Below are 19,312 nucleotides of genomic sequence, written 5' to 3' on the forward strand. Positions count from 1 at the left end.
AAACCTGGCGGTGTCAGTGTGTCCGCGACCCCGCCCCCGGTCCACCCCCCCACCTGCGAGGGTCCGGGTCGGACGCGGGGTGTCAGGCCGAGCGGGCGGCCGGGTCGCACTCGGCGTGCGCCTGGCCGGGGATCCGCGCGAGGGGTTCGCCGGCGGGGTCCGCGGCGTTCGCCTGCGCGGGCAGCCGCATCGGTTCGCCGGTGTCCGTGTCGGCGGCGCAGTCCATCGTGCGCGGCAGTTTCAGTGCCATGACCGCGCCGGCGAACAGCAGCCCGGCGCTGACCACCAGCGTCACGTGCAGTCCGTGGACGAACGAGTGCCGGGCGGCGGCGTGCAGCGCGGCCCCCGCGGGACCGCCGAGGTGCGCCGCGATCTGGTAGGCCTCGCCCAGCGAGTTGGCGGCGTCGGCGGAGTCGGCCGCCGAGACCCCCGGAACGTGCGCGAGGCCCGGCGCGTAGGCCGCGTTCATGACGCTGCCGAGCAGCGCGATGCCCATGCCCGCGCCGAGCTGGTACGAGGTCTCGCCGATGGAGGCCGCGCCGCCGGCGGTGGCCGCCGGGGCCTCGCTCAGCATCGACTCGTAGGCGGCGAACAGCGTGGTCTGGAGGCCGAAGCCGAGCAGGATGAACCCGACGGTGAGCAGGACGGGCCGGTCCTGCTGTCCCATGAGCGTCAGCAGGAGCACGGCGCAGGCGGTGAGCAGGAAGCCCAGCGACACCATCGTGCGCGGGCCGACCCGTTGCAGGGTGTACGAGCCGGTGGCGCCGGCGGCCATCGCCGCGAAGGTCAGCGGCAGCAGCCGCAGGCCGGTCTCCAGCGGGCTCAGGCGCAGCACCAGTTGGAGGTACTGGACGGCGATCAGCTCCAGGCCGACCAGGGCCAGCATGGCGAGCACGATGCAGCCCACGGAGGTGGTGAAGGCCGCGCGGGAGAACAGCCGCATGTCTATCAGCGGGTGGGTGCGGCGTCGCTGGCGGCGCACGAAGAGGACCAGCAGCGCCACGCCGAGGAGCAGCGGGACCAGCGCCTCGGGGTCGAGGAGCTGCCGTTCGGCACCGAGCCGCTTGACCCCGAGGACCGCCCCGAGCACGCCGCCGGCGGCCATCAGCGCGCCGAGCACGTCCCAGGGCCCCTCGGTGGACCCCTTGGACTCGGGCAGCAGCCACCGGCCGAGGGGCAGGATCAGCGCCATCAGCGGAATGTTGATCAGGAAGACGGAACCCCACCAGTAGTGCTGGACGAGGAATCCACCGAGGACGGGGCCGCTGGCCGCGCCGATCGCGGCGACGGCGGTCCAGATGCCGATGGCGAGGGCCCGCTCGCGCCGGTCGGGGAAGACCTGCCGCAGGATCGACAGGGTGGCCGGCATGATCATCGCTCCGCCGATGCCGAGCAGGGCGCGGGCGGCGATGAGGACCTGTGCGTTGTCGGCGAGGGCGGCGATCGCGGAGGCGATGCCGAAGAGGCCGTAGCCGAGGAGCAGGATCCGGCGGCGGCCGACCCGGTCCCCGAGGGTGCCGAAGAGGATCAGCAGCGCGGCGCAGACCAGCGGGTAGGCGTCGACGATCCAGAGGAGCTCGATCGAGCCGGGGCGCAGGTCCTCGGTGACGGCGGGAACGGCGACGTGCAGGATCGTCGCGTCGAGCGCGACGAGCACGAGGCTGACGCAGAGGACGGCGAGGACGACCCAACGGTTCGCCCCGCCGGAGGCGGCGCTGATTCGCTGCCAGGGGGAAGGGTTCCGGTCGCCGGTCACGTTCGTCCCCGACATGCATGTACCTCCCAGGTGATCCCTCGCACTCGGCGGACCAGCGTCGTGTGGAGCCACGGGGTGGGGGTGCGGCGTCCTGCGGGGTCCGGCATCGACAAGCGAGTGAACGGTCAGCGTACGCGAGTTCGTTTGACCCACACGTGGTCAAGCTCTCATCCCGACGGCGGCCGTCGTGTGGTGTGTGCCACTCGCTCCGGCCCCACTCCCTTCCCTCGTGTACACGCCTGGTCACGGCCCGTGGTTCTGGTCCGGCGCCCGGTGGGCCGGCGTCGATAATCATTCCCGTGAAGGATCTTGGATTTCGTCGGGCCGCGCCCGCCCTGGCCGCGTTCGCGGCGGTCAGGCTGCTCGGGCTGAGCGTGCTCGCCCTGTGGGGGGCGGCGGTCGACAGCAGCCCGCACACACTGCTGTCGGCGCGCTGGGACTCCCTCTGGTACGCCCGGATCGCCGCCGAGGGCTACGGGTACGAGGTGCTCCTGCCGAACGGCGACGTCCACTCCAACCTGGCGTTCTTTCCCCTGCTGCCCTGGCTTGAGCGCCTGGTGGCGGCGGTGACCGGCTTCTCTTTCGGCTCGGCCGGCCTGGTGGTCTCCGCGGTCGCGGGGCTCGCGGCGGCCTGGGGGATCTTCGCGGTCGCCGACTCGCTGTACGGCCGCCGGGTCGGGGTCCTGGCCGTCGCCGCCTGGGCGGCGTTGCCGGTCGCGATCGTGCAGTCCATGGCGTACAGCGAGTCGTTGTTCACCGCCCTCGCGGCCTGGTCCCTGTACGGGGTCCTGCGCGGCCGCTGGGTCACGGCGGGCCTGCTCGCGGCGGCGGCCGGACTGACCCGACCGGTCGGCGCCGCCGTGGTCGCGGCGGTGTGGGTGGCGGCGGTACTGGCCCTGCGGCGCGGGGAGCGGTCGTGGCGGATGGCGGCGGGGGCGCTGCTGGCCCCGCTCGGCGCGGCGGCGTACGTGCTGTGGGTCGGGGCGCGCACCGGCGAGGGCCTGCTGGGCTACCTCGACGTGCAGGGCGGCTGGGGCAACGGCTTCGACGGGGGCTGGGCCTTCGCCCGGTTCATCGGGGCCCGGCTGGCCTCGCCGGCGTTCCCGGCGGGGATCGGGCTGATCGCGGGGGTGGCGCTGGTGCTGTGGCTGTACCGGCTGTGCGTACGGCAACGCCAGCCCGCGCCCCTGCTCGTCTACTGCGGGATCGTGGTGGCGCTGGCGCTGTGCGCGTCCGGGTACTTCGGGTCCAAGCCCCGGCTGCTGCTGCCCGCCTTCCCGCTGATGCTGCCGGTGGCCGCGGCGCTGGCCCGGCTGCGGACGGGGCGGGCGGTCGCGGTGCTGGGCGCGGTGGCCTCGGTCTCCGCGGTGTACGGGGCGTTCTGGCTCAACGGGTCGGGGCCCCCGTGAGCCCGGCCGGGGCCCCGGTCACGGAAGGGATCATTCCGATCCATGCTTGGGTAAAGCAATTGAGCTGGAGTGATAAACCTTCGGTAAGTGTGTCGATAATCGCCCTGCGGGCGTTTCAATCGGCAGTGGAATAACGAGAATTAAGTACCGCGTGAGACCAAGTCCACATCACATGGTCATCACAAAGCCGGCGATTCGACCGGGCCGAGCTTCGACGCGCGGTAACGTCGATTGAGTGCGTACCGACCATATGCTGACCCGTCTCGAGCGGGTCTTCGCCCGGCTCGACCGGGAACCAGAGCGACCGGCTCATCTGCAAACTCCGCGGATGAGCCGGCACCGCGTCGTGCTCCTCGGTTCCACGCTCGCGTTCTATCTCGCGATCGTGGTAGCCGTGTTGACCACATCCTGGCTCGTCCGGTTGGACTGGCAGATCATGTTCTTCCGGCCCTACGAGCAGTGGCCGCAGCTGCACGCCTTCCTCGACTACCTCGTCGTGCTCGGTCAGCGCGGGCCCACCGCGGTCATGGTCGCGGCCTGGCTCGGCTGGCGCTCCTGGCGGCAGCACACCCTCCGCCCGCTGATCACCCTCGGCGTGGCGCTGCTCCTGCTGAACGTCACCGTCGGCGCCGTGAAGATCGGCCTCGGCCGGCTCGGCCCGCACTACGCGACCGAGATCGGCTCCGCCGAGCTCTTCGCGGGCGGCGATATATTTCCTTCCGGTCACACCGCCAACGCCGTCGTGACCTGGGGAATCCTGGCCTACCTGGCTTCCACCGTGGTCACCCGGCGCGTGCTGTCGGTGGTGTCCGCGGTCGTCTCGCTGAGCGTCGGCGCCACCACCGTGTACCTCGGCACCCACTGGGTGAGCGACGTACTGCTGGGGTGGACCGCCGGCCTGCTGATCCTGCTGGCGCTGCCCTGGTTCGAGCCGCTGGTCGCCCGGGCCGAGGCCTACGTCTTCGAGCTGCGCGAGCTGCTGCGCCGCCGGCTGGAGGAGGGCCGGGTGTCCGAGCCGGTCGCCGCCGCGCTCACCCCGCTGCTCTCCGCGGGCGGCAAGTGGCAGCTCCGGCGGAACGCGGAGGCCCCGGCGCCCGTCCCGGCCACCGCTCCGGCCAACCCGCAGGCGCAGGCCGCCGGCCAGCCCGCCGCCAACACCGCGACGGGCCACGGCCCGACGCCCAGGCCGGCCGCGCACCTGACCACCCGCCCGCACGTGATCCGGTCCGAGCGGACCCCGGTCACCCCGGTCGGCAGCCGCCGGCCGCCGCACACCGAGCGGACCACCGCCCGGGGCACGCCGGCCCGGCCGATCGCGGGCGGCTGAGCCGCCCCGACCACCGCGCGGAGCGGTACGCACGACCCCTCCCGCGACATGGCCCCGACAACGGCGGGCCGGTTCATCGAACCGGCCCGCCGTTGTCGTTCACGTGCCCGGTCCGTCAGCATCGCGCCCTGATGTTCCTCCGTACCGGGTCACGCTTGTGTCACGGATTGTCGACAGTGCTTTGCCCTGGCCCCCTTACCCGGAAGTGGTCGACAAGAGGCCCGGGAGTCTTTGTTTTCCGACCCGCGACACGCCCGCCGTGAAGGCTGTTTTCCCATTCCGTTCCATGGCCACCGAATTCCTGCCCGAGGATTGCCGGAGAGCCGCCGAAGGCGCGGGACTGAACCCTCGTCAGCTTCCTTGCGGGTTCTTCACCGATCGGTCGAGAAGGTCACGCAGGGCCCGGATCCTCCCGGTAAGCTCCACCGGCTCGACGACTTCGAACTCACACCCGAGCATCATGATGTGAATCACCAGCACGTCCAGGTTCACCGCCCCGGTGCGCAGCAGACAGCTCTGTCCGTCCACCGGTTCCAGGGTGCCGTCGCTCGGCCCGACGATCGCGGCGGCCTCCTCGGCGGGGACGGCGAGCCGCACCAGCGCCCGGGCCGCGTAGGCCCGTCCGGACACGCCTTCGGAGACGTACGCGGCCAGGTCCTCGGCGGGCGCCGGGCGCGGCGGGAAACGCGGACCGTGCGGGGGCCGGGGCTCGATCCGGTCGGCCCGGAAGGTGCGCCAGTCCTCCCGGTCGACGTCCCAGGCGACGAGGTACCAGCGCCGCTCGGTGCACACCAGCCGGTGGGGCTCCACCGTGCGGCGGGTGACGTTGCCCTCGTGGTCCCGGTATCCGAAGCGCAGTCTCTCGCCGTCCCGGCACACGGTCGCGAGCTCGGTCAGCACGGCCGGGTCGACGGTGGACCGCTGCGGCCCCCTCAACATCGGCACGGTGAACTCGTTCAGCGCGGAGACCCGTCGGCGCAGCCGCGACGGCAGGACCTGCTCCAGCTTGGCGAGGGCTCGTACCGAGGCCTCGCCGATCCCCTCGACCCCGTTGCCGGCGGCCGTCCGCAGCCCCACGGCGACGGCCACGGCCTCGTCGTCGTCGAGCAGCAGCGGCGGCAGCTCCGCCCCCGCGCCCAGTTGGTACCCGCCCCCGGTACCGGGGCTGGCGTTCACCGGGTAGCCGAGTTCGCGCAACCGGTCCACGTCCCGTCGCACGGTGCGCGGGGTGACCCCGAGCCGGCCGGCGAGATCGGCGCCGGTCCATTCGCGGTGGGCCTGCAACAGGGACAACAGGCGCAGCAGTCGGGCGGAGGTCTCCAGCATGACCGGAAGTCTGCCGGCGCGGGACGCGGGCGCCACGCGCGGCCGTGCGGGGCCTGGAGGTTGGGGGCCGGGGGGCCGGGGTGTCAGCAGCCCGGGACGGCGAGGTCGCCGCCCCGTTTCACCAAGGCGCAGAGCGACGTGAGGGAGACCTTCCAGACGCCGTCCTCCAGGACGGCGCCCCCCTTGGCGTCGGACAGCACCGGGAATCCGCTGACGAGCAGGTCGTACGTGACCTCCGCCTCGGTGGGCGAGGTGAACGTGACGCCGGTGACCTCGGAGGACACCGCGGCGGCCCTGGGGTGGCCCGCGACGGCGGCGATCAGGGGTTTGAGCAGGTCGCCGTTCTGCACGAGCTCGACCTTCCGGTCGGCGGAGACCGAGGGGTCGAAGAACGCGGCCCAGTTCTTCTCGATCCGCGCCGTGGCCGCCGCCGGGTCCGCGGGGCCGTCCGCCCGGGTGGCCGTGGTGAGGGTGGACGAGGCGCTCGCGGCCCCGTTCTCGGTCGCCCCGGCGGTGCAGGCGGCGGTGGCGGGTACCAGCAGGAGCACCGCTGCCGCCGCCCAGGCGACGCTGCGGGAGTGTCCGTGTCCGCTCATGTCTCCAGGGTCGGCGCGTTCGGGACCGCCCGCAAGAAATGCCCCCGGAGCCGGTCGGACGGGGCCCGGGAGCCGGTCAGCGGGGCCGGGGCGCCGGCCCCCGGGTCCTGCCCGGCGCGGGCGCGCCGACCGCGGGAGCCGTCCCGGCGGGCGGAGCCGGCGGCTTGATCGCGGGGCCGGGCCGTGCGGGGAGCGGCGCCGCGTGCGCCGGTTCCGAGGGCGGGAGGGTGAGCCGCGTGCCGACCACCAGCGCCTCGGGCGTCGGACCGATCAGGGCCCGGTTCGCCTCGTACAGCGCCTGCCAACCGCCCCGCACCCGGTGCTCGCGCGCGATGGTGTACAGCGACTCCCCCGCCCGCACCACGTGCGTCCGCCCGGTCAGCCCGTACCGCTTCGCGCACACCGGCCAGGCCTCCCACCCCTGGGTGTCCAGCACGTCCTCGGCGACCCGGATCTGCTGTTCCCTGGTCGCCAGGTCCGCCCTCGGTGCGAACAGCGGCCCCCCGTGTTCCTCCCAGGTCGGCTGCCGGAACTGGAGCCCGCCGTAGAACCCGTTGCCCGTGTTGACCGCCCAACGCCCGCCGCTCTCGCAGTCGGCCACGCAGTCCCAGGGCCACTCGCCACCCGGCCCGCAGTCCCCCGGACCGTTCCCCAGCACCCCGGGGGAACCGGGATGCGCCCCGCCCGCGGGGCCGGGGGCCGGTGGCGGTGGAGCGGCGGCGCGGGACGGGGGGACGAACACCAGCGCGGCGGCGACCGCGGTCGCCGAAGCGACCCACCGGATCCGGAGGTTGGGCATCGGGTCACGCTACGCGGCCCTCCCCCGACCTCTCGGACCGCCACGCGTGCGCCCCGGCGCCCACCCGGACGGCCGACCTGCGGCCTCCCGCGAACCAGCCGGCAGCGGCCGACAACTGAGCACAAACAGAAAAGAGTTGGCACGAAAACAAAGCCCCGGTCGGGCCGTTCACCCTCCCGGGTGGCCGGTTCGATTCCGTTCCCTCAAACGGCGTGACCCAGCCCGCCGCTGCTGCGTTGTGCCCGGCGAGCCGGGACCCCCCGGCCCCCGCTCGCCTAGTCCGAGGAGTCACCCCGTGCCGCGCATGCTCGACGTCAGTGATGAGGTACGTGCCGAGATCGGTGACGAAGAAGCCGACAGGCTGCTCGTCGGCGACGACGCGCCGGGCAGTTACGACTGCACTTCCTGCCGCACCCCCGGCAACCCCGAGAGCGACCGCACCAGCACCGTGCTGTTCGTCGGCGAGGAGACCGCGGTCCTCGCCTTCGCCCACGCCACCTGCATCCCCTCGCAGGTGGTCTCCGTGCCCGAGGCGCAGCTCCAGGGCGCCGTCGCCAGCATCACCGGCGACAGCCCGGCGCCCGCCCCCTCCCCGGTCGCCGCCGACGGCGCACCCCAGTCCGTGCCCGGCGGTCAGGCCGTCCTCGGCATCACCAGCGGCCTGGTCCTGATCGACAACGAGCTGCACCCCGCGCTGGTCGTCGAGCCCACCGCCCCGATCGCCCGTCCCGGCACCACCGGCCCCGGCGACGACTTCCTGCCGCTCCTCATCGAGCAGGGCTTCATCCCGGTCACCGACACCAAGCAGCTCCCCTCGCCGCTGGCCGGCTGGTCGGTCCTCCTCGCCGCCGGACAACTGCACGCCGTGCTCCAGCCCGGTCCGGCCGGCGGCAGCCCCATCCACTGGTGGCAGGCGCACCAGGCCCTGTCCGTGACCGACGGCTGGCGAGCCGCCGTCAACAAGACCCAGCGCGTGCTCATCTACGCGGCTCCGGTCGGCTCCATCGGCCAGCAGCCCCGCGAGGACCTGCTCCGCGACGCCCTCGACAAGGCCGCCGCCAACGGGCAGTTGGTGGCCGCCTCGATGCCGCTGGCCGGTACCCCGGGCGCCTGATCCCCGCCCTTCCCGCTCGTCCCTCATCTCCCCGCCGAAACGGTCTCCCGCCCCCGCCGAAGGGGCCGGACCGCATGCGCCGGGGGTGCGCGGTCCGTCCCGCGCACCCCCGGCGATCTGCGTTTTCTCCCCGTTCACCCCGCATCCGCAGGGCCCCGGTTTCGTTGGCTGATACGTGCATTCACACGACGTCTCCCGCGCCCCGTCCCATCCGAGCACCGTCCCCCCGATGCGTCCGTCCCGGGATCGGGACATCGCCCCGGTCGCCTCGCACACCCCGATCTACGACACGTTGTACTCGGAGTACCTGCGCGCCTTCCGGACCCTGCCGGGTGACCGTACGGGCGAGGAGGACCTCGGCTTCACGGCCTTCACCTACGGGGGCGGCCACGGCGGGTCCGGGGCGGGGGGCGGTTCGTACGCGGCTGCCTGGAGCGCGCCCTCCTGGCAGCCGGTGGACGCCTGGCAGCCCGCCCCGTACGTCCCGGCCCCGCTGCCCTCGTACGCGCACTCCGCCGGATCCGGTCAGGGATACGCCAACGGGCGGCAGCACCAGACCGGGATGCAACACGTCCCGGCGGCCCTGCCGCCCGCTCCGCGCCGGGGCTACTGACCCCGGCGGCACGTCGGCTCGTACGCCTACTTCTTCTTCTTGTACTGCGCGCCGCGCTTCTCGCGCACCCGCACCGAAAGGTGGATCGGGGTGCCCTCGAAACCGAACTCCTCGCGCAGCCGGCGCTCGATGAAGCGGCGGTAGCCGTGCTCCAGGAAGCCGGAGGCGAAGAGGACGAAGCGCGGCGGCTTGCTTCCCGCCTGGGTCCCGAACAGGATGCGGGGCTGCTTGCCGCCGCGGATCGGGTGCGGGTGGGCGGCGACGACCTCGCCGAGGAACGCGTTCAGCCGACCGGTGGGGACGCGCGTCTCCCAGCCCGCCAGCGCGGTCTCGATCGCCGGGACCAGCTTCTCCATGTGGCGGCCGGTGAGCGCCGAGACGTTGACGCGGGGCGCCCAGGCGACCTGCTGCATCTCGGTCTCGATCTCGCGCTCGAGGTAGTAGCGGCGCTCCTCGTCGAGCTCGTCCCACTTGTTGTACGCGATCACGACCGCGCGGCCCGCCTCGACGGCCATGGTGATGATGCGCTGGTCCTGGACGCTGATGGTCTCGGTCGAGTCGATCAGGATGACCGCGACCTCCGCCTTCTCGACGGCGGCGGCCGTGCGCAGCGAGGCGTAGTAGTCGGCGCCCTGCTGGAGGTGGACCTTCTTGCGGATGCCCGCGGTGTCCACGAACTTCCAGGTGACCCCGCCGAGTTGGATCAGCTCGTCGACCGGGTCGCGGGTGGTGCCGGCCAGTTCGTTGACGACGACGCGGTCCTCCTTCGCGACCTTGTTCAGGAGCGAGGACTTGCCGACGTTGGGGCGGCCGATCAGCGCGATGCGGCGGGGGCCGCCGATGGCGGTGCCGAAGGTCTGCGCGGGAGCCTCGGGGAGGGCCTCCAGTACGGCGTCGAGCATGTCGCCCGTGCCGCGGCCGTGCAGGGAGGAGACCGGGTGCGGCAGTCCGAGGCCCAGCGACCACAGGGACGCCGCGTCGGATTCGCCGCTCTGGCCGTCGACCTTGTTGGCGCAGAGCACGACGGGCTTGCCGGCCCGGCGCAGCAGCCTGACGACGGCCTCGTCGGTGTCGGTGGCGCCGACCTTGGCGTCCACGACGAAGACGACCGCGTCGGCGCTCTCGATGGCGTACTCGGCCTGGGCGGCGACGGCGGCGTCGATGCCGAGGACGTCCTGTTCCCAGCCGCCGGTGTCGACGACCTTGAAGCGGCGGCCGGCCCATTCGGCCTCGTAGGTGACGCGGTCGCGGGTGACGCCGGGCTTGTCTTCGACGACGGCCTCGCGGCGGCCGATGATGCGGTTCACCAGGGTCGACTTGCCGACGTTCGGCCGGCCGACGACGGCGAGGACGGGCAGCGGGCCGTGGCCCGCCTCCTCCAGGGCGCCTTCGACGTCCTCTACGTCGAAGCCTTCTTCCGCGGCGAGCTCCATGAACTCCGCGTACTCGGCGTCGCCAAGTGCTCCGTGGTCGTGCTGGTCGTTCATGAAGTCCGTTCCTCGTCGTTCGTGGTGATCGGTGGTGCCCGCGCGGCGCGGTTCCACTACTGGGTCAAGTCTCGCTCAGCGCCCGGTGAGGCGCTTGGCGTCGGCCAGGTGGGCGGTCAGCCGGTCCTGGATGCGTACGGTGGCCTCGTCCAAGGCGGTGCGCGTGCGACGGCCCGTGCCGTCCCCGGCGTCGAAGGCGGAGCCGAAGACCACGTCGACCCGGCTCTTGAGGGCCGGCAGGCCCTTCACGAGCCGGCCGCGGCTCTCGGTGCTGCCGAGCACGGCGACGGGTACGACGGGGGCGCCGCTGCGCACCGCGAAGTAGGCGAGGCCGGCGCGGAGCGAGGCGAAGTCGCCCTCGCCCCGGGTGCCCTCGGGGAAGATCCCCAGGGCGCCGCCGTTGTCGAGCACGTCGAGGGCGCGGCCGATGGCGGTGCGGTCGGCGCCGGTGCGGTCGACCTTCACCTGCCCGATGCCGTCGAGGAACGGGCCGAGGGGACCCACGTACGCTTCCTTCTTGATCAGGAAGTGCAGCGGTCTCGGCGCGGTCCCCATCACCATGGGCCCGTCTATGTTGTGGGAGTGGTTCACGGCGAGGATGACGGGGCCCTTCGCGGGCACCTTCCAGGCTCCCAGTACGCGCGGCTTCCACAGCCCGTACATCAGCCCGATGCCGATCCTCCGGCCGACCGCCGCACCCTTGGGGGAGGGCGCTGCGCTCACTGGCGACCCGCCCGCTCCCCGGTGTCCTCGGCCGCGCTCTGCCGCTCCGCGACCAGCGTCACCACGCATTCGATGACCTGGTCGAGCGTGAGCTCGGTGGTGTCCACCTCGACCGCGTCGTCGGCCTTGGCCAGCGGGGAGGTCTTCCGGCCGGAGTCGGCCGCGTCCCGCTTGATCAGGGCTTCCCTGGTGGCCGCGAGGTCCGCGGCCTCCTTGCCGCGCAGCTCGCCGCTTCGGCGTGCGGCACGGGCCTCGGCCGAGGCGGTCAGGAAGACCTTGAGGTCGGCGTCGGGCAGGACCGTGGTGCCGATGTCCCGGCCCTCCACGACGATGCCCTCGGCGCTCTCGGCGGCCTCGGCCGCGATCGAGCGCTGGAGTCGGGTGATCAGGGCGCGCACCTCGGGGACGGCGCTGACGGCGCTGACCTTGGAGGTGACGTCCCGGGTGCGGATGGGGCCGGAGGCGTCCAGTCCGTCGACGGTGATGGTGGGCGCGGACGGGTCGGTGCCGGACACGATGGCGGGCTTGTCCGCGGCGAGGGCGATGGCCTGCGGGTCGTCGATGTCGACGCCGTTGGTGATCATCCACCAGGTGATGGCCCGGTACTGGGCACCGGTGTCCAGGTAGCGCAGCCCGAGCTTGGCGGCCACGGCCTTGGAGGTGCTGGACTTGCCCGTGCCGGAGGGACCGTCGATGGCGACGATCACGGCGGACGGAGCTGCGGATTCCACGGTGCGGGCACCTTCCTGGTTGCGCGTACGTGTCCGGGCGCGCCAATAGCGCCCCTCCCCAGGTTACCGGGCCCCGGCCGCTCCCCGTCCCGCCCGGGAGGGACGGGCCCGCGTGGACGCCCGGGAAGGGCGGTGACCGGCGGGGATACGGGGTCGGGGGGGGGGGGGGGGCCCCCCCCCCGCCCCCCCCCCCCCGGGGGGGGGGGGGGGGCGGCCGCCCCCCCCCCCCCCCCGGGCGCCCCCCCCCCCCCCCCCCCCCCCCCGCCGGGGGGGGCGGGCCCGGGGGGCCCCCCGGGGGGGGGGGGGCCGGGGGGGGGGGCGGGGGGGGGGGGGGGCCCCCCCCCGGCCCCCCCCCCCCGGCCCGGGGGTTACTGCTGGCGCAGTGACCAGCCGCGCTCGCGCAGTTCGGCCTCCAGGGGCGCCACCGCGCGGGGTTCCACCATCAGCTGGACGAGACCGGCCTGCTGTCCCGTCGCGTGCTCGATCCGTACGTCCTCGATGTTCACGCCGGCCCGGCCGGCGTCGGCGAAGATCCGTGCCAGTTCGCCCGGCTTGTCGCTGATGAACACCCCGACCGTCTCGTACGCCATCGGCGCCGCGCCGTGCTTGCCCGGGACCCGGACCCGGCCCGCGTTGCCCCGCCTCAGCACGTCCTCGATCCCGGCGGCCCCGCCCCTGCGCTTGGCCTCGTCGGCCGACTGGAGCCCGCGCAGGGCCTCCACCGTCTCCTCCAGGTCGGCGGCGATCCCGGCCAGGACGTCGGCGACCGGCCCCGGGTTCGCGGAGAGGATCTCCACCCACATCCGCGGGTCCGACGCCGCGATCCGCGTCACGTCCCGGATGCCCTGCCCGCACAGTCGCACGGCCGTCTCGTCGGCCTCCTCCAGTCGGGCCGCCACCATGCTCGACACCAGTTGAGGGGTGTGCGAGACCAGGGCCACCGCGCGGTCGTGGGCGTCCGCGTCCATGACCACCGGGACGGCCCGGCACAGCGCCACGAGTTCCAGCGCGAGGTTCAGCACCTCGTGGTCGGTGTCCCGGGTCGGCGTCAGCACCCACGGGCGACCCTCGAACAGGTCGGCCGTCGCCGCGAGCGGCCCGGACCGCTCCTTGCCGGCCATCGGGTGCGTGCCGATGTAGGTGCCCGCGTCCACGCCCATCGCCGCGAGTTCCCGTCGCGGGCCGCCCTTGACGCTGGCCACGTCCACGTAGGCGCGGGCCAGGTCCCGGCCGATCGCGTCGGCCAGCGCCGTCGCGACATGGGCGGGCGGGACGGCCACGATCGCCAGGTCCACCTTGTGTTCCGGGGCCTCGTCCGTGCCGGCGCCCAGGGCGGCGGCCGTACGCGCCTGCGCCGGGTCGTGGTCGACGAGGTGCACGGTGATGCCGCGGGCGGTCAGGGCGAGCGCCGCGGAGGTGCCGATCAGTCCGGTTCCGATGACGACGGCGGTTCTCACGAGCTGCTCCAGGATGATCGCGTGACGGCGGGCCTGACTCAGGGTAGCCGGCGCGCGCGGCGCGAGGGCCCGGTGGTCGCCCCGTGGGACGACCGCCGGGCCTCGCGAACCGGGCCGTCTCTTCCGGATCTTGCCTGACCCGCGTCGCCCGGCAAGACCCGAAGGAGACGGCCTAGAGCTTCTGCTGCCTGATGATGTCCTCCAGCGATCCGGAGGGCAGCGATCCGTCGGGGGTCAGCTTGTCCACGGCCTGGGGCAGCGACCGCGCGATCTGGTCGGCGGCGTGCTCGGGGCTGACGCCCGTCTGCTCGGCCACCTTCTGCAGGGTCTCGTTCGGCAGGGCCTCGGCGATCTGCGCGCCGGTGACGGCCTTGTTCTCGCCGGTGCCGACCCACGACTGGGCCTGGTCGACGAGGCCGGACTTGGTCAGCATGTCCATCAGCCCGCCGAGCGGGTTGCCGCCGCCTCCGGCCGCCTGGGCTCCACCACCTCCACCGCCACCGCCGGTGAGGGCGCCGAGCAGGGCGCCGAGGATGTTGCCGCCACCACCGCCACCCGCCTGGCCGCCGCTGCCACTGCCACTGCCGCCGAGGAGCGAGCCCAGGAGAGAGCCGAGGTCGTTACCCGCCATCGTCATGCCTTTCGGAGAGGGACCGGTTCCGCGCCCGTACGGCGCCTCCGGCTTCGAGATAGGGACAATCTCACCCGGATCACCCCATAACGCCACTTGGCGCACGGCCCCCGAACCCGCCCCCGAGTCACCTGGGGTAGAACGATCGGCATGATCTTCCACATCGTCGCGCTCACCGACTGGACGGCCGCGCCCGAGCTCCCGTACGCCCCCGCCTCCCTCGATTCCGAGGGGTTCGTGCACTGCTCGGCGGACCGCGCGACGGCTCTCGCGATCACCGAGGCGTACTACCGGGACACCCCCGGCACCCTGCTGACCGTGGAGCTGGACGAGGGGGCGTTGACCGCCGAGGTCCGCCGGGAGGGTGAATCCGGGGGCCTCTACCCCCACGTCCACGGCCCGTTGAACCGGGACGCGGTGGTACGCGTGTGGGAGGTGGTGCGCACACCCGGCACTCCTGCCACATGGGAACCGTGGCAGTCGGGCGACCGACGCGCGCCGCACGGCAGCGAAGAGCCTGGCGCGGCGGACTTCTCCTGAGGCCCGCCGCAGACCAGGATGCTGCTGGCCCAGCCTGGCCACACAGCGAGGAGACAGTCATGAGCGACCCCACACGGACCGCCCGGCGCACCGTACTGGCGGCAGGGGCGGTGGCCCTGACGGGCGGTGCCCTCGCGGCGTGCGGCTCGTCCTCCGAGAAGCCCGCGAGCGAGGCGGGCACCGGATCGACCCCACAGGACGGCGGGTCCTCGCCCGCCGGGTCCTCGGCCGGGGGCGCCGCGCTGGTGAAGTCCTCGGCCGTACCGGTCGGCGGCGGCACCGTCCTCAAGGAGCAGAAACTCGTGGTGACCCAGCCGACGGCCGGGTCGTTCCGCTGCTTCACCGCCGTCTGCCCCCACCAGGGGTGCCTGGTGAACAAGGTGGAGAACGGCAGCATCGACTGCCCCTGTCACGGCAGCAAGTTCGAGATCACGGACGGCGCGGTGACCAAGGGGCCGGCCACCACCGGGCTCGCCGAGAAGAAGATCACCGTGTCCCCGGGCGGCGAAATCTCCCTCGCGTAGCGCGGGGGCGTCCGCCTACCCTCCCGGGATGAACGACCTCACCCTCGTCCGGGACCACACCGTCTACTCCTGCGTGATGGGCTCCCGCGCGTTCGGGCTGGCGACGGAGGCGAGCGACACCGACGTGCGCGGTGTCTACCTCGCCCCCACGCCGCTGTTCTGGCGCTTCGAGAAGCCGCCCACGCACGTGGAGGGGCCGCGGGACGAGGAGTTCTCCTGGGAGCTGGAACGCTTCTGCGAACTGGCGGTGCGCGCCAACCCCAACATCCTGGAGTGCCTGCACTCCCCGCTGGTGGAGCGGATCACCCCGGTCGGCGAGGAACTGCTCTCCCTGCGGGGGGCCTTCCTCTCCCGCCGGGCCCACCTCACGTTCACCCGCTACGCGGCCGGCCAGCACGGCAGGCTCCTCACGGACGTGCGCAACCACGGCGCGCCGCGCTGGAAGCACGCCATGCACCTGCTGCGCCTGCTCGTGTCCTGCCGGGACCTGCTGCGCACGGGCCGCCTGGAGATCGACGCCGGCGCCGACCGGGAGCGCCTGTTGGCGGTGCGGCGCGGTGAGCTGGGCTGGGCGGAGGTGGATTCCTGGATGTCCCGCCTCACCGGGGAGGCGGAGGCGGCCCTCGCCGGCAGTCCCCTGCCGGCAGAGCCGGACCACGCCCGGGTGGAGGACTTCCTGATCCGTGCCCGCCGGCGCTCGGCGGCCGGGACCCCCTGAGGCCGGCTCGGGTCACAGTCGCAGGGGTCAGGAGTCCCAGAGGGCTCCGAGGGCCAGGAGTTCGTCGCGGTACTCGATGCGGCCCTCCCAGTCCCGGGGCCAGACGTCCGCGCCGAGGTGGGCGCCCGCGAAGGCGCCGGCCAGGCAGGCGATGGAGTCGGAGTCGCCCTTGGTGCAGGCGGCCCGGCGCAGGACGGTCAGCGGCTCCTCGGGGAAGAGCAGGAAGCAGTGCAGGGCCGTGGCGAAGGCCTCCTCCGCGATCCAGCCGTCACCCGTGGTCAGGCAGGGGTCGGTTTCCGGGGAGGGCGACTTCAGCGCGGCCGCGAGCCGGTCCAGGACGCCCAGGCACTCGTCCCAGCCCCGGGCGATGAAGGTCCGTTCCGTGGCGTCGGAGGTGCCGCGCATCCACAGGTCGCCCAGCCAGTGCTCGTGGTAGCGGGTGCGGTTCTCCAGGGCGTACGAGCGCAACTGCCCGACCAGGCCCGTCACCTCGGTGCCCCGTGCGAGCAGGTACACGGCCCTGGCCGTCAGGTCGGAGGCGGCGAGGGCCGTCGGGTGGCCGTGCGTCAGGGCGGACTGGAGCTGGGCCGCGCCGGCCCGCTCCTCCTCGGTCCAGCCGGGCACCAGGCCCACGGGGGCCACCCGCATGTTCGCGCCGCAGCCCTTGGAGCCGATCTGGCTGGCGTCGCGCCAGTCCCGCTCGGGCTGGTCGAGGAGCCGGCAGGCGCGCAGGCAGGTGTTGCCCGGGGCCCGGTTGTTCTCCGGCGAGTGGTACCACTCGACGAACTCCTCCCGGACGGGTCGGGTCAGCCGCAGCGGTCCCGTGCGACCCCGCTCCCCCGCGGTGCGCATGCCCCGGGCCAGCGCGAGCGTCATCTGGGTGTCGTCGGTGACGATCGCCGGGCGGGGCAGGGGCATCTGCCGCCAGGGTCCGGTCCTGGCGAGGATCGACGGGACGTCGTGGAACTCCGTCGGGAAGCCGAGGGCGTCGCCCAGGGCGAGGCCGAGCAGGGCCCCGGTCGCCGCGCGCTTCTTCGTCGTCACGGTCATCGTGCGTGTCCTTCCGAGGGGCGGAGCAGGGGCGGGTGCAGGGCCGTCGCGGGCCCGGAGCGGTAGAGCGCGGCCGGTTTGCCGCGGCCGCCGGTCAGTCGGGCGGCTCCTGCCACGGCCTCGACGAAGCCGGGTGTGGCGAGGACCTTGCGGCGGAAGTTGGGGCGGTCCAGGGCGGTGTCCCAGACGGTCTCGTAGACGGCCTGGAGCTCGCCGAGGGTGAACTCGGGCGGGCAGAAGGCGGTGGCCAGGCAGCTGTACTCCAGCTTCGAACCGATCCGCTCGCGCGCGTCGTCGAGGATGACCGCGTGGTCGAAGGCCAGTCCGGCGGCCTCGCCCACGGGCACCCAGCGGGCCCGGTCTGCGTCGCCGCCGCCTTCCGCCGCCGGCTCCGGCATGTCCGGGACCAGCGCGGTGAAGGCGACCGAGACCACCCGCATGCGGGGGTCGCGGTCGGGTTCGCTGTAGGTCCGCAGTTGTTCCAGGTGCAGGGCGGCGACCACCGCGTCGGACAGGCCGGTCTCCTCGGCGAGTTCGCGGCGTGCGGCGCTCTCGGCGGACTCGCGGGGCAGGATGAACCCGCCGGGCAGGGCCCAGGCGCCCGCGTACGGCTCCTGTCCGCGCCGGATCAGCAGTACGTGCAGGTCGCCGGCGCGGACGGTGAAGACGGCGAGGTCGACGGTCACGGCGAACGGTTCGAAGGCGTGGGGGTCGTATCCGGTGGTCATCCGTTCTCCACCCGTACGTTCTCGGGCAGCGGGTCCGTGAACCGCCATCCCTCGGCGAGCATGTCGTCGACGGCGGCCACGGCCGCGGTCAGCCGTGCCTCCCGGTCCCCGCCCATGAGCAGGAAGCGCTTCCCGGTGGCGGTGAGTTCCTCCCGGAAGCGTCCGGTCATCCACGGTCTGAGGTGCGGTCCGTCGCGCAGGCCGTCGTCCTCGAAGGGCACGCCGACGTCGTCGGTCAGCAGGTACAGGTCACGGCGGGTGCGGGAGGCGATCTCCTCGACCTCCTCGTTGCGGCCGCCCATGTACCGCTCGTGCCAGATGCCGGTCGCGAAGGAGTCCGTGTCGCAGAAGAGCACCGGCGAGCCGAGTCGGGCCGCCTGTTCCTCCTCGGCGTCCTGGCGGCGCGCGATCAGCGGGAACTCATCCGAGGCGAAGGTCACCTCGGACCAGGAGGCCGTCGGGTCGGTCGCCCGCGCCGCCGCCAGCTTCTCCTCGCTGTACCGGCGCCCGTACTCGGCGACCCAGCCCGTCTTGGACCAGACGCCGCCGCGGCGGCGGTAGTGGGCCGCCAGGTCGCGCGAGAGCGTGGTCGTGCCGGTGGACTCGGCGCCGAGGACGACCACGCGCCGGGTCAGGGCGGCCCGTACGGCGGGGCCCAGGAACTCCCAGCAGGCTGCCGGGTCGGCGCGGACGGCCGTCCCCGACACCGGGAAGAGCGCGCGGTTCGGGTCCACGCAGACCTCCTCGGCGCCGAAGCGGCGCGCGAGTTCCGTTCCGTACGCCTCCGAGGTGAAGACGGCGTCGACCCGGCCGGGCACGGCGGCGCGGAAGATCGCCATGTGCGCGTCCCAGATCGCCGGGTCGTGCAGGTCGACCGGGATGTCGTCGATCGCGCCGACGACGTGGGCGCCGGGGTGGGCCTCGCGCATCCAGGAGACCCGGTCGGCGAGCGGCACCGATTCGACGGAGGCCGCGCACACCAGCACGGTCAGGCGTTCGCACTGGTCCTGGGCGGTGCGCACCAGGTGGTGGTGGCCGGCGTGGGGCGGGTAGAACTTGCCGAGCACCAGCCCGTGGCGGTGGCGCCTCATGCCGTCGCCGCCGTCTTCAGCCCGCGGGTGCCCTCGGTCCCGCCGGTCCCCTCGGTCGCGGCGAGGGCGCGGCGCCAGCCGATCAGTCCGGCCACGCACAGGGCCAGGAAGACGACGTACAGCACGGCCGTCACGTACAGGTCCTTGTGGACGTACAGCGGGATGGAGACGAGGTCGGTGGCGATCCACAACCACCAGGACTCCAGGAGTTTGCGGCACTGCCCGTAGGTGGCCATGAGGGAGAGCCCGACGGCCAGCGCGTCCCAGAGGGGGACGGTGGAGTCGGTGGCGCGGTCCAGCAGGAGGGTGAGGGCGAGCACCCCCACCGCCCCCGCCGCGGCCAGGGCGGCCCATTCGGTGCCCGTGGTCCGGCGCACCGGCAGGGTCTCGGCGGTTCCTGGTCCACCCCCGTGGGTCCAGGACCACCACCCGTACGCGGCGAGGGCGATGAAGACGATCTGGAGCCCGGCGTCGGCGTAGAGGCCGGCCCGGGCGAACAGCACGATGAAGAAGACGTTGTTCGCGATCCCGACGGGCCAGTTGGCGATGTGCTGACGCGCCACCAGCCAGACGCACAGGGCTCCGGTGGCGGCCGCCAGGATCTCGGTCCAACTCGTCTGCCAGCCCATGGAGGCTCCCGTCTCTTTAATAGTCAGGTTGACTATAAACATGATCGGGCGTGCGGGCAAGCA

At 73.4% G+C, this 19,312-nt stretch carries 20 protein-coding genes; 7 read left to right on the forward strand and 13 right to left on the reverse strand.

Features of this window, described 5'->3' with window-relative positions; genetic code table 11:
- Positions 1 to 82 precede the first annotated feature (82 nt).
- Positions 83 to 1,771: an MFS transporter gene (locus ACFYW3_RS18085; protein ID WP_389386736.1), complete on the reverse strand. Its 1,689-nt coding sequence runs from the start codon at positions 1,769 to 1,771 to the stop codon at positions 83 to 85.
- Between the two features lie 278 nt (positions 1,772 to 2,049).
- Here ACFYW3_RS18085 and ACFYW3_RS18090 point away from each other — a divergent pair, with 278 nt between their 5' ends.
- Both ACFYW3_RS18090 and ACFYW3_RS18095 read left to right on the forward strand, forming a co-directional pair.
- Positions 2,050 to 3,165, forward strand: a complete 1,116-nt coding sequence (locus ACFYW3_RS18090; RefSeq protein WP_389386764.1) for a glycosyltransferase family 39 protein — start codon at positions 2,050 to 2,052, stop codon at positions 3,163 to 3,165.
- Between the two features lie 235 nt (positions 3,166 to 3,400).
- Complete coding sequence (locus ACFYW3_RS18095) at positions 3,401 to 4,492, forward strand: phosphatase PAP2 family protein (protein WP_389386737.1); 1,092 nt, start codon at positions 3,401 to 3,403, stop codon at positions 4,490 to 4,492.
- A 351-nt stretch (positions 4,493 to 4,843) separates the two neighbouring features.
- Here the strand turns inward: ACFYW3_RS18095 and ACFYW3_RS18100 are convergent, their stop codons facing one another.
- The 3 genes from ACFYW3_RS18100 to ACFYW3_RS18110 form a co-directional block, all read right to left on the reverse strand.
- Positions 4,844 to 5,818 carry a helix-turn-helix transcriptional regulator gene (locus ACFYW3_RS18100; RefSeq protein ID WP_389386738.1) on the reverse strand — a complete coding sequence of 325 codons (975 nt, stop codon included), beginning with the start codon at positions 5,816 to 5,818 and terminating at the stop codon, positions 4,844 to 4,846.
- A gap of 83 nt (positions 5,819 to 5,901) precedes the next feature.
- On the reverse strand, positions 5,902 to 6,414 hold the full coding sequence (locus ACFYW3_RS18105; RefSeq protein WP_389386739.1) for a hypothetical protein: 513 nt from the start codon (positions 6,412 to 6,414) through the stop codon (positions 5,902 to 5,904).
- Between the two features lie 76 nt (positions 6,415 to 6,490).
- A complete protein-coding gene (locus ACFYW3_RS18110; protein WP_389386740.1) occupies positions 6,491 to 7,213 on the reverse strand; it encodes a transglycosylase family protein in 723 nt (240 codons plus the stop codon).
- Positions 7,214 to 7,508: 295 nt separating this feature from the next.
- Between ACFYW3_RS18110 and ACFYW3_RS18115 the strand changes: the two genes are divergently transcribed.
- On the forward strand, positions 7,509 to 8,327 hold the full coding sequence (locus ACFYW3_RS18115; RefSeq protein ID WP_351752618.1) for a hypothetical protein: 819 nt from the start codon (positions 7,509 to 7,511) through the stop codon (positions 8,325 to 8,327).
- 229 nt (positions 8,328 to 8,556) lie between these two features.
- Entirely contained in the window at positions 8,557 to 8,940 is a 384-nt protein-coding gene (locus ACFYW3_RS18120) for a hypothetical protein (protein ID WP_351752615.1), read from the forward strand.
- Positions 8,941 to 8,966: 26 nt separating this feature from the next.
- On the opposite strand, the gene der is transcribed toward ACFYW3_RS18120, so the two are convergent.
- The 5 genes from der to ACFYW3_RS18145 form a co-directional block, all read right to left on the reverse strand.
- Positions 8,967 to 10,427 carry a ribosome biogenesis GTPase Der gene (der, locus tag ACFYW3_RS18125; RefSeq protein ID WP_351752612.1) on the reverse strand — a complete coding sequence of 487 codons (1,461 nt, stop codon included), beginning with the start codon at positions 10,425 to 10,427 and terminating at the stop codon, positions 8,967 to 8,969.
- A 75-nt stretch (positions 10,428 to 10,502) separates the two neighbouring features.
- Positions 10,503 to 11,090 carry a 1-acyl-sn-glycerol-3-phosphate acyltransferase gene (locus ACFYW3_RS18130; RefSeq protein ID WP_267800369.1) on the reverse strand — a complete coding sequence of 196 codons (588 nt, stop codon included), beginning with the start codon at positions 11,088 to 11,090 and terminating at the stop codon, positions 10,503 to 10,505.
- Between the two features lie 56 nt (positions 11,091 to 11,146).
- Positions 11,147 to 11,881, reverse strand: coding sequence for a (d)CMP kinase (gene cmk / locus ACFYW3_RS18135; RefSeq protein WP_351752609.1), 735 nt, complete (start codon positions 11,879 to 11,881; stop codon positions 11,147 to 11,149).
- A gap of 368 nt (positions 11,882 to 12,249) precedes the next feature.
- The gene (locus ACFYW3_RS18140; RefSeq protein ID WP_389386741.1) at positions 12,250 to 13,338 is read right to left on the reverse strand and encodes a prephenate dehydrogenase; all 1,089 of its coding nucleotides are present in this window, start codon (positions 13,336 to 13,338) and stop codon (positions 12,250 to 12,252) included.
- Between the two features lie 172 nt (positions 13,339 to 13,510).
- Positions 13,511 to 14,038, reverse strand: a complete 528-nt coding sequence (locus ACFYW3_RS18145; protein WP_389386765.1) for a YidB family protein — start codon at positions 14,036 to 14,038, stop codon at positions 13,511 to 13,513.
- Positions 14,039 to 14,119: 81 nt separating this feature from the next.
- On the opposite strand from ACFYW3_RS18145, the gene ACFYW3_RS18150 reads away from it, so the two are divergent.
- The 3 genes from ACFYW3_RS18150 to ACFYW3_RS18160 are packed head-to-tail and all read left to right on the forward strand — an operon-like array spanning position 14,120 to position 15,751.
- Positions 14,120 to 14,509, forward strand: a complete 390-nt coding sequence (locus tag ACFYW3_RS18150; RefSeq protein WP_351752603.1) for a DUF952 domain-containing protein — start codon at positions 14,120 to 14,122, stop codon at positions 14,507 to 14,509.
- Between the two features lie 59 nt (positions 14,510 to 14,568).
- Complete coding sequence (locus ACFYW3_RS18155; protein ID WP_351382048.1) at positions 14,569 to 15,033, forward strand: Rieske (2Fe-2S) protein; 465 nt, start codon at positions 14,569 to 14,571, stop codon at positions 15,031 to 15,033.
- A 28-nt stretch (positions 15,034 to 15,061) separates the two neighbouring features.
- Positions 15,062 to 15,751 (forward strand): DNA polymerase beta superfamily protein, encoded by a 690-nt coding sequence (locus tag ACFYW3_RS18160; protein WP_351752600.1) that lies wholly within the window; start codon positions 15,062 to 15,064, stop codon positions 15,749 to 15,751.
- A 27-nt stretch (positions 15,752 to 15,778) separates the two neighbouring features.
- Here the strand turns inward: ACFYW3_RS18160 and ACFYW3_RS18165 are convergent, their stop codons facing one another.
- Genes ACFYW3_RS18165 through pnuC form a run of 4 tightly spaced genes read right to left on the reverse strand, consistent with a single transcriptional unit; the run spans position 15,779 to position 19,291 of the window.
- A complete protein-coding gene (locus ACFYW3_RS18165) occupies positions 15,779 to 16,801 on the reverse strand; it encodes an ADP-ribosylglycohydrolase family protein (RefSeq protein WP_389386742.1) in 1,023 nt (340 codons plus the stop codon).
- Positions 16,798 to 17,529, reverse strand: a complete 732-nt coding sequence (locus ACFYW3_RS18170) for an NUDIX domain-containing protein (RefSeq protein ID WP_266951084.1) — start codon at positions 17,527 to 17,529, stop codon at positions 16,798 to 16,800. Before ACFYW3_RS18170 ends, ACFYW3_RS18165 begins: the two co-directional genes overlap by 4 nt.
- Entirely contained in the window at positions 17,526 to 18,620 is a 1,095-nt protein-coding gene (locus ACFYW3_RS18175; protein WP_389386743.1) for an AAA family ATPase, read from the reverse strand. The genes ACFYW3_RS18170 and ACFYW3_RS18175 overlap by 4 nt, the downstream gene beginning before the upstream one ends.
- A complete protein-coding gene (pnuC, locus tag ACFYW3_RS18180; RefSeq protein ID WP_389386744.1) occupies positions 18,617 to 19,291 on the reverse strand; it encodes a nicotinamide riboside transporter PnuC in 675 nt (224 codons plus the stop codon). The genes ACFYW3_RS18175 and pnuC overlap by 4 nt, the downstream gene beginning before the upstream one ends.
- Between the last annotated feature and the right edge of the window lie 21 nt (positions 19,292 to 19,312).

Origin of the sequence: Streptomyces sp. NPDC002602 (assembly GCF_042889445.1) — a bacterium.
Taxonomy (GTDB): Bacteria; Actinomycetota; Actinomycetes; order Streptomycetales; family Streptomycetaceae; genus Streptomyces.

Bases quoted from the DNA above. Each gene is read 5' to 3' on its own strand.
- ACFYW3_RS18120 (WP_351752615.1), top strand. From the start codon at position 8,557: ATGCGTCCGTCCCGGGATCGGGACATCGCCCCGGTCGCCTCGCACACC.
- ACFYW3_RS18105 (WP_389386739.1), bottom strand. From the start codon at position 6,414: ATGAGCGGACACGGACACTCCCGCAGCGTCGCCTGGGCGGCGGCAGCG.
- ACFYW3_RS18130 (WP_267800369.1), bottom strand. From the start codon at position 11,090: ATGTACGGGCTGTGGAAGCCGCGCGTACTGGGAGCCTGGAAGGTGCCC.
- pnuC (WP_389386744.1), bottom strand. From the start codon at position 19,291: ATGTTTATAGTCAACCTGACTATTAAAGAGACGGGAGCCTCCATGGGC.
- ACFYW3_RS18165 (WP_389386742.1), bottom strand. From the start codon at position 16,801: ATGACCGTGACGACGAAGAAGCGCGCGGCGACCGGGGCCCTGCTCGGC.
- ACFYW3_RS18100 (WP_389386738.1), bottom strand. From the start codon at position 5,818: ATGCTGGAGACCTCCGCCCGACTGCTGCGCCTGTTGTCCCTGTTGCAG.
- ACFYW3_RS18155 (WP_351382048.1), top strand. From the start codon at position 14,569: ATGAGCGACCCCACACGGACCGCCCGGCGCACCGTACTGGCGGCAGGG.
- ACFYW3_RS18150 (WP_351752603.1), top strand. From the start codon at position 14,120: ATGATCTTCCACATCGTCGCGCTCACCGACTGGACGGCCGCGCCCGAG.
- ACFYW3_RS18085 (WP_389386736.1), bottom strand. From the start codon at position 1,771: ATGTCGGGGACGAACGTGACCGGCGACCGGAACCCTTCCCCCTGGCAG.
- ACFYW3_RS18170 (WP_266951084.1), bottom strand. From the start codon at position 17,529: ATGACCACCGGATACGACCCCCACGCCTTCGAACCGTTCGCCGTGACC.
- ACFYW3_RS18175 (WP_389386743.1), bottom strand. From the start codon at position 18,620: ATGAGGCGCCACCGCCACGGGCTGGTGCTCGGCAAGTTCTACCCGCCC.
- ACFYW3_RS18160 (WP_351752600.1), top strand. From the start codon at position 15,062: ATGAACGACCTCACCCTCGTCCGGGACCACACCGTCTACTCCTGCGTG.
- der (WP_351752612.1), bottom strand. From the start codon at position 10,427: ATGAACGACCAGCACGACCACGGAGCACTTGGCGACGCCGAGTACGCG.
- ACFYW3_RS18110 (WP_389386740.1), bottom strand. From the start codon at position 7,213: ATGCCCAACCTCCGGATCCGGTGGGTCGCTTCGGCGACCGCGGTCGCC.